Below are 15,688 nucleotides of genomic sequence, written 5' to 3'. Positions count from 1 at the left end.
CGCCCCAGGCATCCCGAGCAGCCCGAGCGCCCGCGCCGCCCGAGTGCCTCCCCGCGCCCTGGCAGACGTCCCGATGGCGTCCCCATGGCGTCCCCATGGCGTCCCGATAACGCCCAGACGACGACGCCCCGCTGACGACTTCCGGTCGTTCAATTCTGTACAAGGCATTGACGCAGGGTCCCGCAGACACGAACATCCCCGTACCCGTGAGAGATCACTTTCCACATCACGGAATCCGGGGAGATGAGGTTGTCCGTGTTCACCCAACAGCTGGAGCCCGTCGCCGCCTCGCTGGGCCTGTCAGCGCTTGTCGCATGCCTCCCGCTCGTCGTGGTCCTGGTCCTGCTCGGCGCCGTCCGGATGAAGGCGCACCACGCGGGCCTGCTGGGCCTCCTCGCCGCCGTGCTCGTCGCGTGGTTCCCCTACGGGATGCCGCTCGGCCAGACGGTCTCCAGCGCCTTCGAGGGCGCCGTCTTCGGGCTGCTGCCCATCATGTGGATCGTCGTCAACGCCCTGTGGGTGTACCGGATGACCCTGCGCACGCGGCACTTCGACATCCTGCGCCGTTCCTTCGGGCGGCTCTCCGACGACCCGCGCATCCAGGGCCTCGTGATCGCGTTCTGCTTCGGCGCGCTCCTGGAGGCGCTGGCCGGTTTCGGGGCACCCGTCGCGATCTGCTCGGTGATGCTGGTGGCGCTGGGCTTCGACCCGGTGCGCGCGGCCGTCGTCTCCCTGGTCGCCAACACCGCGCCCGTGGCGTTCGGCGCCATGGCCACCCCCGTCGTGACCCTGGCCCAGGTCGCCGGCCTGCCGCTGGACCAGGTCGCCTCGGTGGTCGGGCGGCAGACGCCGCTGCTGGCCCTCGTGGTGCCCCTGGTGCTGGTCGGGCTGGTCGACGGCCGCCGCGGGCTGCGCGAGACCTGGATACCCGCGCTGGTGTGCGGGGTGGCCTTCGCGGTGGTGCAGTTCGCTGCGTCCAACTACGTCTCCCCGCAGCTCGCCGACATCGGCGCCTCACTGGCCGGCGCCGGCGCACTCGTGGCGCTGCCGCGGTCCCGCAGGCCCGCCCCCGAAGCCGTACGCGCCTCCGTCCTCACGGGCGCGCGCAGCGAGGACATGGACCAGGAGGACCCACGGCCCGAGGTGCTGCGTGCCTACGCGCCCTACGCGCTCATCGTCGTCATCTTCTCGATCGCCCAGATACCGCCCGTGAAGGAGCTCTTCGACAAGGCGACCCAGGCGGTCGACTGGCCCTTCCTGAACGTCGCGGGCCCCGACGGCAAACCCGTCAGCTCCAACGTCCTCAGCCTCCCCCTGGTCTCCACCGGCGGCACGCTCGTCCTGGTGGCGGGCCTGTGCACGGCGATCGTCCTGGGGGTCCACGCGCGCGTGGCGGTACGGGAGTGGGCGGCGACCGTCCATGAGCTGCGGTACGCGATCCTCACCGTGACGTCGGTGCTGGCCCTCGCCTACGTCATGAACCTGTCGGGGCAGGCGGCGACGATCGGCCATTTCGTGGCCGCGGCCGGCGCGGGCCTCGCGTTCCTCTCCCCGGTGCTGGGCTGGTTCGGCGTGGCCGTCTCGGGCTCGGACACCTCCGCCAACGCCCTCTTCGGAGCGCTGCAGGTCAGCGCCGCCCAGCAGTCCGGCCTCCCGCCGGACCTGCTGGCCGCGGCCAACAGCTCCGGCGGCGTGCTGGGCAAGATGATCTCCCCGCAGAACCTCACCATCGCCTGCGCCGCCGTCGGCCTCCGCGGCCGCGAGGGCGACCTGCTGCGCAAGGTGCTCCCCTGGAGCCTGCTCCTCCTCCTGATCATGTGCCTGATCGTGGTGGCGCAGAGCACGGCGGTCCTGGGCTGGATGCTGCCGTAGGGGCCGCCGGGAACGAAGGAGCAGGGGGACCGCACGAGCCGGAGGGCACCGCACGAGCGGGAGAGCACCGGACGAGCCGCACGAGCAGACCGAGCCGCACGAGCAGACCGAGTCGCAGGAGCATGCCGGGCCGCACGATCCGCACGAGCAGGCCCGGCCCCATGGAGATACCGGTCCGAACGGATGGCAACGCGCTTTCCGAGGCCACGGAGTCTCCAGCAGCCTCCAGAGATACCCGCAGCCATACGGGGGTATACGACCGTTACAACGTGCACAACGTGCACAACGTGCACAACGCCCGGCGCCGCGGCTCCGCGCTCCGTCCGTCGCCGTACGGTCCGCGTCAGCTTGGGCTCCGTACAAACGGCCGTCAGTCCCTACGGGTAGCGTTGGCCTACCGCAGAGGACTTCAGGAGGGCTCGCTGTGACCGCTGATCTGTCGCAGATCGTGAAGGCGTACGACGTCCGCGGAGTGGTCCCCGACCAGTGGGACGAGCCACTGGCCGAGCTGTTCGGGGCCGCCTTCCAGAGGGTCACCGGCGCCGCGGCGATGGTGATAGGGCACGACATGCGCCCCTCGTCGCCCGGCCTGTCGCGGGCCTTCGCGCGCGGCGCCGCGGCCCAGGGCGCCGACGTCACGGAGATAGGGCTGTGCTCCACCGACCAGCTCTACTACGCCTCGGGAGCGCTGAACCTCCCGGGCGCGATGTTCACGGCGTCGCACAACCCCGCCCGGTACAACGGCATCAAGATGTGCCGCGCCGGCGCGGCCCCGGTCGGCCAGGACACCGGCCTCGCGGAGATCCGGGCCCTCGTCGAGGAGTGGCAGGACACCTCGGCCCCCGCCCCCGCCGAGCGGGCCGGCACCCTCACCCAGCGTGACACCCTGCGGGACTACGCCGACCACCTCCGCTCCCTGGCCGACCTCACCTCGATCCGCCGCCTGAAGGTCGTGGTCGACGCCGGCAACGGCATGGGCGGTCACACCGTGCCGACGGTCCTGAGCGGTCTGCCCATCGACCTCGTGCCGATGTACTTCGAACTGGACGGCACCTTCCCGAACCACGAGGCAAACCCGCTCGACCCGGCCAACATCGTGGACCTCCAGGAGCGCGTGCGCACGGAGGGCGCGGACATCGGCATCGCCTTCGACGGCGACGCGGACCGCTGCTTCGTGGTCGACGAGCACGGCGACCCGGTCTCGCCGTCCGCGGTCACCGCCCTCGTCGCCTCCCGCGAGCTGGCGAAGAACGGCGGCAGCGGCACCGTCATCCACAATCTGATCACGTCGTGGTCGGTACCCGAGGTGGTCCGCGAGAACGGCGGCACCCCGGTCCGCACACGCGTCGGCCACTCTTTCATCAAGCAGGAGATGGCCAGGACCGGCGCCATCTTCGGCGGGGAGCACTCCGCCCACTACTACTTCCGCGACTTCTGGAACGCGGACACCGGCATGCTGGCGGCCCTGCACGTCCTCGCCGCGCTCGGCGGCCAGGACGGCCCCCTCTCGGGCCTGGTCGCCCAGTACGACCGCTACGCCTCCTCCGGCGAGATCAACTCCACCGTGGACGACCAGGCGGACCGCCTCGCCGCGCTCAGGACCGCCTTCCAGGACCGCGAGGACGTCACCCTGGACGAACTCGACGGCCTCACGGTCACGGCCGCGGACTGGTGGTTCAACGTCCGCGCGTCCAACACGGAGCCGTTGCTGCGGTTGAACGCGGAGGCCCGTGATGAGACCACGATGACCAAGATCCGCGACGAGGTCCTCTCCATCGTCCGGGGCTGACCCCCCAAGCGGAACGGTTGCCCCCGGTCCCCACACGCACGCCGTGGGCCCGCGCGCCCGCGGTGGCGGCCTTCCCCCCTGCCCTGGCGGTGCGGGCCGGTACGTCCAAGCGCCGCGCGCCGTGGGCTGTGTCCCCCGGTGCCTGAAGGGCCTGGGAGTTACCGCGGCGTGCGGAACGATTGCCCACAGCGGTCAGCGGTACGGGCGGGCGCCGACAGCGGGCGGCGGTTCTGGCGGGCGGGCGCCGACAGCGGTGACCGGTGGCTGGAAGGTGCGGTCCCACCGGGTCGCAGTCGCCGACGAGAGGTGAGGGGACGTGGGGGGATGTCCGCCCGCAGTGTCCGGCGCCACGACCAGAGAACCCGAACGCCTACGGAGGGCGCCGGACCGAGGACGGATATCCCCCCGCGGCCCCGCCCCACAACGAAACCCAAGGCGCCCCAGCCCCATCAGAACCCGCGCACGCCAAGACCACCCCACCCACCAAAGCCAGAAGGCGCCCCAGCCACAACCAACGCCCGCACCGGCCCCGCGAGCACTCCCACAAGCACCCCCGGGCCGGCCCCCACCCCCGCGCTACCCTGACCAGGAAACACGCTCCAGAAAAGGACCCCGAATGCCCCTCGAATCCGGCCTCCTGGACATCCTCGCCTGCCCGGCCTGCCACGCTCCGCTCACAGAGGAAGAGACCCAGGACCACGACCAGGACAGCGAACTGCTCTGCACGAGCAAGGACTGCGGCCTCGCCTACCCCGTCCGAGACGGCATCCCCGTCCTCCTCGTGGACGAGGCCCGCCGCCCCGCATAACACAATCGCCCCCCACGAACTCGAACCACACCCGCGCCACCTCACACGCGAACCACCCTCACCACCCCACACGCGCACCACCCCACACGCGCACCACCCCACATCCCTCCACCGCACCACCGCTCACCCACCCACCCCCCTCCCTCCCTCCCCCTCCCCCACCCCGAAGCCCACCGCCGCACAACCGACGCCCCGCCCCGGAGGCCCCAGCCATGCTGGACGAATCGCTGCTCGACGCGCCCGAAGACCTGGCCAGGGCCGACCGCCGAGGCCTGCTCCGCGGCGCCGCCGAAGCCGGCGCCCGCGTCCGCACAGCCCTGCGCCACGCCACCGAGTCCGGCATCGCAGAGCTCCAACCCGACGGCCGCCCCCGCGCCCTCCTGATCGCCGGCCCCGGCACCGCCGCCACGGGCGTCGCCGACCTGCTCGGCATGCTGGTAGGCGCCGGCTGCCCCGTCACACGCCTGAGCCCCACCGGCGTGGCCCCCGCCGCGGGCGCCCTGCGCTGGGCCCTGCCCGGCTGGGCCGGCCCGGTGGACCTGCTCCTCGTCACCACCCCGGACGGCACCGAGCCCGGCCTTGAACTCCTCGTCGAGCAGGCCTACCGCCGCGGCTGCACGGTCGTCTCGGTGTCCCCGGCGGGCTCCCCGCTCGCCGAGGCGGTCGAGGGCGCGCACGGTCTCGCCGTACCGATGGCCACCGCCCCGTACGAGCAGGACGAGCCGGACGCGGCGTCCGCCCCCGGCGCACTGTGGGCGTTGCTCACCCCACTGCTGATGCTGCTCGACCGCACCGGCCTGCTGACCGCTCCGCCGCCGGCCCTCCAGAAGGTCGCGGACCGGCTCGACCACGTCGCCGAGCGGTGCGGCCCGGCCATCGCCACGTACAGCAATCCGGCCAAGACGCTCGCGGCCGAACTCGCCGAGTCGCTCCCGCTGATCTGGACGGAAGGTCCGTCGGCGGGCCCGGCAGGCCGCCGGTTCGCCGCCGCGCTCGCGGAGCTGGCCGGCCGGCCCGCGCTCTCCGCGGAGCTGCCCGAGGCTATGCCGGCGCACGGTGCGCTGCTCGTCGGCGCCCTGGCCGCCGGCGCCGACCCCGACGACTTCTTCCGCGACCGGGTGGAGGAGCCACAGCCGCTGCACGCACGCGTGGTACTGCTGCGGGACCGTCCCACGGACAACCTCAGCGCCGCCCCGGCCGCCCGCGAACTGGCCCTCAGCCATGACACCGCGATCAGCGAGTTCGAGCCGGAGGACGGCGCCGAGCTGGAGACGATGGCCGAGCTGATCGCCATCACCGACTTCGCCGCCGTCTACCTCGGCCTGGCCACCAGGACCTACTGACACACGGATGCGCACAACCTGAGAAGCGCACCCCCCAACCCGCCCCGAGACCCACCCCAGGAAGCCCCACATGGACCGCCTAGCGAACACGATCCGGCCCTACGCCTGGGGCTCGGCCACCGCGATCCCGAACCTCCTCGGCGTCGAGCCGACCGGCGAACCGCAGGCCGAGATGTGGATGGGCACCCACCCCGGCGCCCCCTCGGGCACCCCCCGCGGCCCCCTGAACGAGGTGATCGCCGCGGCCCCCGAGCGCGAACTGGGCGCGCGCGCCACGGCCAGGTTCGGCCCCCGCCTGCCGTTCCTCCTGAAGCTGCTCGCCGCAGGCGCCCCGCTCTCCCTCCAGGTGCACCCGAACCGCACCCAGGCCGAGGAGGGCTACGCGGACGAGGAGCGCCGCGGCGTCCCGGTCGACGCGCCGGAGCGCAACTACAAGGATCCCAACCACAAGCCCGAACTCATCTGCGCCCTCACGCCCTTCGACGGCCTCTGCGGCTTCCGCGAACCCGCCGCGGCCGCCGACCTCCTGGCCCGCCTGGAGGTCGACTCCCTCAAGCCGTACGTGGACCTGTTGCGCGCCCACCCCGAGGAGGCCGCCCTCAGGGAGGTGCTCACGGCGCTGCTCACGGCCGACCCGGACGACATGGCCGTCACCGTGGCGGAAGCCGCCGCGTCATGCGCCGCACTCGCCCGCCGAACCGACGACGGCACCGGCACCCGCACCCGCACCCGCACCGGCACCCGCACCCCCGCCGTCCCCGACTCCGGTATGGACACCGGCACCGCCTGGGGCGCGGACTACGCCGCATACGCCTCCCTCGCACACCACTACCCCGGCGACCCCGGCGTCATCGCCGCGATGCTGCTCAACTACGTCCGCCTTGCACCGGGCGAGGCCCTCTACCTCGGCGCCGGCGTCCCGCACGCATACCTCCAGGGCCTGGGCGTGGAGATCATGGCTAACTCGGACAACGTGCTGCGCTGCGGGCTCACCCCCAAGCACGTCGACGTCCCCGAGCTGCTGCGGATCGTCCGCTTCGAGGCGAGCGGCCCTGGAGTGCTGCGTCCGGCGCCGGGCGAGGACGGCGAGGAGGTCTACGAGACCCCGATCGACGAGTTCCGCCTCTCCCGGTACGCCCTGACCGAGGGCACGGCCCCCCGCGTCCTGACCGTGCCCACTCCGCAGATCCTGCTCTGCACGGCGGGCGCGGTACGGGCGGGCGACGTCCCGCTCGGCCCCGGCGAGTCGGTGTTCGTCCCCGCCGGTGAAGAGGCCCGGGTGAGCGGGACGGGAACCCTCTTCCGGGCCACCGTCGTGGCCTGAGGGACCGCAGAGGCACCACCGCATGCGGGCCTGTCGGCGCGTGCTGCAACAATGACCCACTGCAAAGGACGGGCAAAGCCGGTGAGCGCGCCGCCGACGACACGGCACCGGCGAACACAGCGCACGCGACGAACACAGCGCATGTGACGAACACGGCGCATGTGGACGAACACAGCGCATGTGACGAACAGCGTCACGCGACGAACAGAGTCACGCGACGAACAGAGTCACGCGACGAACACAGCGCACGCGAAAAGGGCGAACGCAAAAAAAAGGGGATGCGGGGAACAGATGAGCGCTTCAGGCGGCACCAAGGCGATCGTGGCGGCACTCGGCGCCAACCTGGCGATCGCCGCATCGAAGTTCGTGGCGTTCGTCTTCAGCGGCTCCTCGTCGATGCTGGCCGAGGCCGTGCACTCGCTGGCCGACTCCGGCAACCAGATCCTGCTGCTGCTCGGCGGCAAGAAGGCCCGGCGCGCCGCCACCCCCCAGCACCCGTTCGGCTACGGCCGCGAGCGCTTCATCTACGCCTTCCTCGTCTCGATCGTCCTGTTCTCCATCGGCGGCATGTTCGCGCTCTACGAGGGCTACGAGAAGGTGAAGCACCCGCACGACCTGGAGTCCTGGTACTGGCCGGTCGGCGTCCTGGTGTTCGCGATCGTCGCCGAGGGGTTCTCGTTCCGCACGGCGATCAGGGAGGCCCGTGAGCTGCGCGGTGGCTTCTCCTGGGTGCAGTTCATCCGCCGTGCGAAGGCCCCCGAGCTGCCGGTCGTCCTGCTGGAGGACTTCGGCGCCCTCATCGGCCTGCTGCTCGCGCTGGGCGGCGTCGGCCTCGCGCTGCTCACCGGCAGCGGCGTCTGGGACGGCGTCGGAACCCTGTGCATCGGCGCGCTGCTGATCTCGATCGCCCTGGTGCTGGCCGTCGAGACCAAGTCGCTGCTGCTCGGCGAGGCCGCGGGCGCCGAGGTGCTGGCCAGGATCGAGAATGCGCTCGTGGACGGCGAGTCGGTCACCCGCATCATCCATATGCGCACTCTCCACCTCGGGCCCGAGGAACTCCTCGTCGCCGCCAAGATCGCCGTCCGGCACGACGACACCGCCGCGGAGGTCGCCGCCGCCATCAACGCCGCGGAGGAGCGCATCCGGGGCTCCGTCCCCATCGCCCGGGTGATCTACCTGGAGCCCGACATCTACAGCGCCGAGGAGGCCGCCGCGGGCCCCGACCCGGCCGCCACCCCGGGCGGCCCGGGCCCGGCTGCCGGCCACCCGGAACACTGAGCTTCCGGGGCGCGACCGCCGCGCCGCCGTCGTCGTACTTCTTTGTGAGTCCGCGCACGTCGATCCTGGGCGGCACGCCGGGAATGATGGAGGGTGCGGCGGTACGGCCGGCGGAGAACCCCGCCCGCACCGCCGCGAAGGGCCGAAACGGACTGGGGTCGGCGCCCCGATCGGTGTAAATTCGTGACCGAGCCAGACGTCGCTGCTGATGGCGGTCGGGCGGCCTCCAGGGGCCGACCGAGGGAGAGAGGGCCTCCGACGGACTGCGCTGCGCGCACCCGGGCATCCGTATGCCCGTTGCCCGCCGTTGCGCAGGTCAGCCGTACCCACCTCGATCAACCACGAGGAGCAGCACGAATGTCGACTGTCGCGAACCGACAGCAGCAGGACTTCAAGGTCGCCGACCTTTCGCTGGCCGAGTTCGGCCGCAAGGAGATCACCCTCGCCGAGCACGAGATGCCCGGCCTGATGGCCGTCCGCGAGGAGTACGCCGCCCAGCAGCCGCTGGCCGGCGCCCGGATCACGGGCTCGCTGCACATGACCGTGCAGACCGCCGTGCTCATCGAGACGCTGGTCGCCCTCGGCGCCCAGGTCCGCTGGGCATCCTGCAACATCTTCTCCACCCAGGACCACGCCGCCGCCGCGGTCGCCGTCGGCCCCGACGGCACCCCGGACAACCCCAAGGGCGTCCCCGTCTTCGCCTGGAAGGGCGAGACCCTTCAGGAGTACTGGTGGTGCACGGAGCAGGCGCTGACCTGGCCGGACACCCCGACCGGCGGGCCCAGCATGATCCTCGACGACGGCGGTGACGCCACCCTCCTGGTGCACAAGGGCGTCGAGTACGAGAAGGCCGGCGAGGTGCCCTCCGTCGACACCGCCGAGAGCGAAGAGCACGCCGTCATCCTGCAGCTGCTCACCCGCAGCCTCGCCGAGAGCCCGCAGAAGTGGACGAACCTGGCCTCCGAGATCCGCGGCGTGACCGAGGAGACCACCACAGGCGTCCACCGCCTGTACGAGATGCACCGCGACGGCACCCTCCTCTTCCCGGCGATCAACGTCAACGACGCCGTCACCAAGTCGAAGTTCGACAACAAGTACGGCTGCCGCCACTCCCTCATCGACGGCATCAACCGCGCCACCGACGTCCTGATCGGCGGCAAGACCGCCGTCGTCTGCGGCTACGGGGACGTGGGCAAGGGCTGCGCCGAGTCGCTGCGCGGCCAGGGCGCCCGGGTGATCGTCACCGAGATCGACCCGATCTGCGCCCTCCAGGCGGCGATGGACGGCTACCAGGTGGCGAGGCTCGACGACGTCGTCGAAGAGGCCGACATCTTCGTCACCGCCACCGGCAACCGCGACATCATCATGGCCGCGGACATGACCCGGATGAAGCACCAGGCGATCGTCGGGAACATCGGCCACTTCGACAACGAGATCGACATGGCGGGCCTGGCGAAGATCCCGGGCATCGTCAAGGACGAGGTCAAGCCGCAGGTCCACACCTGGACCTTCCCGGACGGCAAGAAGATCATCGTGCTCTCCGAGGGCCGCCTGCTCAACCTGGGCAACGCGACCGGCCACCCCTCCTTCGTGATGTCGAACTCCTTCACGAACCAGACGCTGGCGCAGATCGAGCTGTACACCAAGCCCGACCAGTACCCGACGGACGTGTACGTCCTGCCCAAGCACCTGGACGAGAAGGTCGCCCGCCTCCACCTGGACGCACTCGGCGTCAAGCTCACCAAGCTCCGCCCCGAGCAGGCCTCCTACATCGGCGTCGAGGTCGAGGGCCCCTACAAGCCGGACCACTACCGCTACTGAACCACCGGCCTCGGCCGACGGCCGGGTCGAGCAGGCCCCCGCACCCCCGTGGCGGGGGCCTGCTCCGTCCCGGAGGTACGGTCGACGCGTTCCGACGGGTACGGGACGCCGCCGTCCCCGACCCGTGTGCCGGAAGACTCAGGACCTCCCATGCCCCGCGGCCGTTATTCGCTCCATGATCCGCACGATCACACCCCCCTGGGCGAGGAACACTTCCACTGCGCCCCCGGCCCGTCCGGCTGGCGCTATGTCTCCGAGCTGACCACTCCCGCGGGCGACCACGCGGGCTCCGTCGACCTGGCCGTCGACGAACTGGGCCGCCCGATCCGTCTGGAACTCCACGCGTCGAGCTGGCAGGTGCGCGGGGCCGCCCTCGACGGCGTCACCTGGGTACGCACCGACCCCACCGGCACGCACGCCACCCAGGGCAACGCCCCCGCTCATGCCTTCAGCGGCACCTCGCCGGCCTTCCTCGTCTCCACCGCCCGACTGCTGCGCCTCACCCCCGGTTCCCCCGCCACTCGTGTCCGCCTCGTCACCTTCACCGACCCCGTGCTGGCACCCCGCACCGTCGACCAGTCCTGGGCGCTGGTGAAAAGAGAAGCACACGCCACTGACAACGGCCCCCTGACCGTGGACGAATACCAGGTCAGCGCCCTGGACACGGGCGAGCGGCACACCGTCCACCTCACCGGCGACGTGGTGCTCGCCGCCCCCGGTATCGAACTGGAAGACCTCGACTCGCCGCCGTCGGTGTTCCCCTGATCCCGGGGCTCCGGAATGTCATGGCGGTGCTTCGGAAGGCCGCGGCGGTGCTCCGGAAGGCCGCGGCTGTGCTCCGGAACGCTGTGCCGGTCCGGGAGGGGGCCGGGCCGGCGGTCACGTCCGCGACCGAACTGCGGTCGTGCCGCGGTCACGCCCGGCGCCGGACGAGCCGTGCCTGTGCTCACGCCGGCGGGACGAACCCCGTGGCAGCCCCGTCGCGCGGTGCAGGCCCCGATCCCGGAGCGCGAGTGGGACCCGAGGGGGGCGCCGGCTGCGCACCGGGAGCCGCCGGTGCGGGAGCGGGCTCAGGTGCGGGGGCGGGCTCGGGTGCGGCGGTGGGCTCGGGTGCCGTGATGGACTCAGGTGCAGCCGTGGGCGGTTGCGCCGGAGCATGGGGCGGCGCCGGAGCGAAGGCGGGCGCGGGGGCGGGCGCGCCCCCAGAACCTCCCCAGCTCCACGCGCCCGGCGCCGCCCCGCCCCCGAAGGCCCGGCGGGCGTCACGCGTCTGCCGTTCGTGGACCACGGCGGCCAGATAGGCGGCGGGCGGCACGTCGGGTGGCGCCGGGGCGCCCGTACACTCCGCGAGGTCCGACGCCAGCCGGGCGGCCATCGTCCAGCCCACCTGCGGGTCCAGCTGCTCCATCCGGGTCAGGTACTGGCGGACCGCCAGCCACAGACCGTCCGGCACGCCCGACAGGTCGAGGCCCGAGAACCGCCCGGCCAGCCACGGCGGCGGAGGTGGCACAAACCCGCCGGACGGTCCGGGCACCCGCTCCCGCACCACCAGCGTCCCCGCGAACACATCCCCGACGCGTCGCCCGCGCGCCGACACCAGGGACGCGATACACGCGACGACCCCCACGGACAGCAGGATCTCCACCGCCCCCATCGCCCCGCGCACGAGCGCATGCCGGAACCGGATGGGCCCTCCGTCGTCCCGCACCACGCGCAGCCCGAACGCAAGCTTCCCCAGCGACCGCCCATGAGAGAGCGTCTCCACCGCGATCGGCCCGCCCACCAGCAACAGCAGGAACGACGCGATCGCAATGGCCGCCGCGGCGGCATCGTCCAGGGAGGACGTCGAAGCCAGCACCGCGAACATCACCGACAGGTAGACCACCAGAGCGACGACCAGATCGAGCACCTCGGCCAGCGCCCGGCTCGGCAGCCTCGCGGGACGCAGCTCCAGCGCCACCGCCTCGCCCGTCACAAGCTCGCTCACGCCTGCCGTCCTCTCTCCGCTCCCCAACGGTCCGCGCCCGCCTCAGCGCCCTCACGGGGCCCCTCCGGGGCAGTGGCCCGGTCCGCACCGGAAACTGCCAGTCTGCCAAGCTGACGTGTATCGCGCCGCACCAGGAGGTGGGATACACCTCGTAGTCGGGGCCGGACGGTGGCGCCGGCGGTGGCACACGGCCCCGTGTCAGCGACGGGTGGCCACGAGAGCCACCGGGAAGCTGTGAGAGTCACAAGGAGCGACGAGGAGTGGCCGCCATGGACCTCGATGTGTTCGTGTCCGCGCACCGTGCGCAATGGGACCGCCTCGACAGCCTGGTGCGCCGCCGGCGCCGCCTGACCGGCGCGGAGGCCGACGAACTCGTCGCCCTCTACCAGCGCACCGCCACCCACCTCTCCCTGATCCAGTCCAGCGCCCCCGACCCCCGGCTCACGGGCCGCCTCACACAGCTGCTGGCCCGCGCCCGGAGCGCGGTCACCGGCACCCGCCGCGCCTCCTGGCGCGACGTGGCCCGCTTCCTCACCCGCGGCTTCCCGGCGGCGGTCTACCGCAGCAGGCACTGGTGGGTCCCGACTGCCCTGGTCTCCACGGCGATATCGATCGTCCTGGGCTGGTGGATCGGCACGCACCCGCAGGTCAGGGCCACCATCGCGGCCCCGTCGGAACTCCGGAGCCTGACCCGGCCGGGCGGGGAGTACGAGACGTACTACTCCAGTCATCCAGCGGCATCGTTCGCAGCCCAGGTGTGGACGAACAACGCCGAGGCAGCCGGACTCTGCCTCGTCCTGGGAGCCTTCGTCGGCATACCCGTCCTCTGGGTGCTGTTCCAGAACATGCTCAATGTGGGCGTGGGCATCGGCCTGATGTCCTCGGCAGGTCGCCTGGACACCTTCCTCGGCCTCATCCTCCCGCACGGCCTCCTGGAACTGACCGCCGTCTTCGTCGCCGCCGGCACCGGTCTCAGGCTGGGCTGGACGGTGATCGACCCCGGCCCCCGCTCCCGCCGGACCGCCCTCGCGGAGGAGGGCAGGGCCGCCCTAGGGATGGCGGTCGGCCTGGCGCTCGTCCTCTTCGTCTCGGGGACCATCGAAGGCTTCGTCACACCGTCGGGACTTCCGACGTGGGCGCGCATCGGCATCGGCATCGCCGCGGAGACGGCGTTCCTGGTGTACGTGTACGTGGTCGGGGGGCGGGCGGCCAGGGCCGGCGAGACGGGCGACCTGGCCCCGGAGGAACGCAGTGCGGACCTCCCGCTCGCGGCCTGATGTGCATCAAGCACCCGCGAGCTGCTAGTCTCCCTTCACCGCGCCGAAGTCCCTTGACAGGGATGGGGCGTGGCGCTAGGTTAGAGCAGTTGCCTTGAATCAGGTCAGGCCAGGTTGGACTGGACGCCGGTTCAGGCTTCCGTGACGATCTACGAACTCCTTCGCAATCCTGGATTCCGGAGGAGCCTCCCGGCCCTGAAATGGAATATGCGGCTGGCCAGTCCCGGTCAGTCCCCGCTGAATCCATCTGATAAGGTCAGGACCTGCAAAGGGAAGCCGAGAGGCACCCAAAGGCACAGGCCCTCCAACGGCCACTGGATACGAATTCCGGTCGGTGACGACAAGGAAAACGGATCTGGTACGGTTGGAAACACCGAAGGGAAACGCCCGGAGGAAAGCCGCGGAATTTGGTTCCGGGGTGAGTACAAAGGAAGTGTCCGTTCCTTGAGAACTCAACAGCGTGCTAAAAGTCAACGCCAGATATGTTGATACCCCGTCTGCCGGAGATTGTTCTCCGGTGACGAGGTTCCTTTGAAAAAATACACAGCGAGGATGCTGTGTGCGGGAAGATAATTCCTCTTCCCGCACCGCTCTCGTGATGTGTTCGCCCCGAGTACGGGGAAGCATTCACGGAGAGTTTGATCCTGGCTCAGGACGAACGCTGGCGGCGTGCTTAACACATGCAAGTCGAACGATGAACCGGCTTCGGCCGGGGATTAGTGGCGAACGGGTGAGTAACACGTGGGCAATCTGCCCTTCACTCTGGGACAAGCCCTGGAAACGGGGTCTAATACCGGATATGACACCGGGAGGCATCTCCTCGGTGTGGAAAGCTCCGGCGGTGAAGGATGAGCCCGCGGCCTATCAGCTTGTTGGTGGGGTGATGGCCTACCAAGGCGACGACGGGTAGCCGGCCTGAGAGGGCGACCGGCCACACTGGGACTGAGACACGGCCCAGACTCCTACGGGAGGCAGCAGTGGGGAATATTGCACAATGGGCGCAAGCCTGATGCAGCGACGCCGCGTGGGGGATGACGGCCTTCGGGTTGTAAACCTCTTTCAGCAGGGAAGAAGCCGCAAGGTGACGGTACTTGCAGAAGAAGCGCCGGCTAACTACGTGCCAGCAGCCGCGGTAATACGTAGGGCGCAAGCGTTGTCCGGAATTATTGGGCGTAAAGAGCTCGTAGGCGGCGTGTCACGTCGGTTGTGAAAGCCCGGGGCTTAACTCCGGGTCTGCAGTCGATACGGGCATGCTTGAGTTCGGTAGGGGAGATCGGAATTCCTGGTGTAGCGGTGAAATGCGCAGATATCAGGAGGAACACCGGTGGCGAAGGCGGATCTCTGGGCCGATACTGACGCTGAGGAGCGAAAGCGTGGGGAGCGAACAGGATTAGATACCCTGGTAGTCCACGCCGTAAACGGTGGGCACTAGGTGTGGGTCACATTCCACGTGGTCCGTGCCGCAGCTAACGCATTAAGTGCCCCGCCTGGGGAGTACGGCCGCAAGGCTAAAACTCAAAGGAATTGACGGGGGCCCGCACAAGCGGCGGAGCATGTGGCTTAATTCGACGCAACGCGAAGAACCTTACCAAGGCTTGACATACACCGGAAAACCGTGGAGACACGGTCCCCCTTGTGGTCGGTGTACAGGTGGTGCATGGCTGTCGTCAGCTCGTGTCGTGAGATGTTGGGTTAAGTCCCGCAACGAGCGCAACCCTTGTCCCGTGTTGCCAGCAGGCCTTTGTGGTGCTGGGGACTCACGGGAGACCGCCGGGGTCAACTCGGAGGAAGGTGGGGACGACGTCAAGTCATCATGCCCCTTATGTCTTGGGCTGCACACGTGCTACAATGGCCGGTACAATGAGTTGCGATGCCGTGAGGTGGAGCGAATCTCAAAAAGCCGGTCTCAGTTCGGATTGGGGTCTGCAACTCGACCCCATGAAGTCGGAGTCGCTAGTAATCGCAGATCAGCAGTGCTGCGGTGAATACGTTCCCGGGCCTTGTACACACCGCCCGTCACGTCACGAAAGTCGGTAACACCCGAAGCCGGTGGCCCAACCCCTTGTGGGAGGGAGTCGTCGAAGGTGGGACTGGCGATTGGGACGAAGTCGTAACAAGGTAGCCGTACCGGAAGGTGCGGCTGGATCACCTCCTTTCTAAGGAGCACTTCTTACTCGGATCCTGTTGTG

General features: G+C 70.3%; 10 protein-coding genes and 1 rRNA gene. 10 read left to right on the top strand and 1 reads right to left on the bottom strand.

What is annotated here, in order from left to right:
- Window positions 1-255: 255 nt before the first annotated feature.
- The 8 genes from ACSMXW_RS14195 to ACSMXW_RS14160 all read left to right on the top strand — a co-directional run bounded on the left by ACSMXW_RS14195 (window position 256) and on the right by ACSMXW_RS14160 (window position 11,000).
- Window positions 256-1,872, top strand: coding sequence for an L-lactate permease (locus ACSMXW_RS14195; protein ID WP_485806630.1), 1,617 nt, complete (start codon window positions 256-258; stop codon window positions 1,870-1,872).
- A 424-nt stretch (window positions 1,873-2,296) separates the two neighbouring features.
- Window positions 2,297-3,661, top strand: coding sequence for a phosphomannomutase/phosphoglucomutase (locus ACSMXW_RS14190; RefSeq protein WP_485806628.1), 1,365 nt, complete (start codon window positions 2,297-2,299; stop codon window positions 3,659-3,661).
- A 616-nt stretch (window positions 3,662-4,277) separates the two neighbouring features.
- The gene (locus tag ACSMXW_RS14185; protein ID WP_485806626.1) at window positions 4,278-4,469 is read left to right on the top strand and encodes a Trm112 family protein; all 192 of its coding nucleotides are present in this window, start codon (window positions 4,278-4,280) and stop codon (window positions 4,467-4,469) included.
- Window positions 4,470-4,681: 212 nt separating this feature from the next.
- Window positions 4,682-5,812 (top strand): SIS domain-containing protein, encoded by a 1,131-nt coding sequence (locus tag ACSMXW_RS14180; protein ID WP_485806624.1) that lies wholly within the window; start codon window positions 4,682-4,684, stop codon window positions 5,810-5,812.
- Window positions 5,813-5,882: 70 nt separating this feature from the next.
- Entirely contained in the window at window positions 5,883-7,136 is a 1,254-nt protein-coding gene (gene manA, locus ACSMXW_RS14175) for a mannose-6-phosphate isomerase, class I (protein WP_485806622.1), read from the top strand.
- Between the two features lie 291 nt (window positions 7,137-7,427).
- Window positions 7,428-8,414, top strand: coding sequence for a cation diffusion facilitator family transporter (locus ACSMXW_RS14170; RefSeq protein WP_485806621.1), 987 nt, complete (start codon window positions 7,428-7,430; stop codon window positions 8,412-8,414).
- A gap of 357 nt (window positions 8,415-8,771) precedes the next feature.
- The gene (gene ahcY, locus ACSMXW_RS14165; protein WP_485806619.1) at window positions 8,772-10,235 is read left to right on the top strand and encodes an adenosylhomocysteinase; all 1,464 of its coding nucleotides are present in this window, start codon (window positions 8,772-8,774) and stop codon (window positions 10,233-10,235) included.
- A gap of 150 nt (window positions 10,236-10,385) precedes the next feature.
- Entirely contained in the window at window positions 10,386-11,000 is a 615-nt protein-coding gene (locus tag ACSMXW_RS14160) for a hypothetical protein (protein ID WP_485806617.1), read from the top strand.
- A gap of 181 nt (window positions 11,001-11,181) precedes the next feature.
- Here the strand turns inward: ACSMXW_RS14160 and ACSMXW_RS14155 are convergent, their stop codons facing one another.
- Window positions 11,182-12,222, bottom strand: a complete 1,041-nt coding sequence (locus ACSMXW_RS14155) for an RDD family protein (RefSeq protein ID WP_485806616.1) — start codon at window positions 12,220-12,222, stop codon at window positions 11,182-11,184.
- A gap of 269 nt (window positions 12,223-12,491) precedes the next feature.
- Between ACSMXW_RS14155 and ACSMXW_RS14150 the strand changes: the two genes are divergently transcribed.
- Window positions 12,492-13,499, top strand: coding sequence for a stage II sporulation protein M (locus tag ACSMXW_RS14150; RefSeq protein ID WP_485806614.1), 1,008 nt, complete (start codon window positions 12,492-12,494; stop codon window positions 13,497-13,499).
- Window positions 13,500-14,125: 626 nt separating this feature from the next.
- Window positions 14,126-15,655, top strand: a 16S ribosomal RNA gene (locus tag ACSMXW_RS14145).
- The last annotated feature ends 33 nt before the right edge of the window (window positions 15,656-15,688 follow it).

It is taken from the genome of Streptomyces sp. DSM 116793, assembly GCF_057320905.1.
This window is presented reverse-complemented; position numbering and strand designations above follow the sequence as displayed.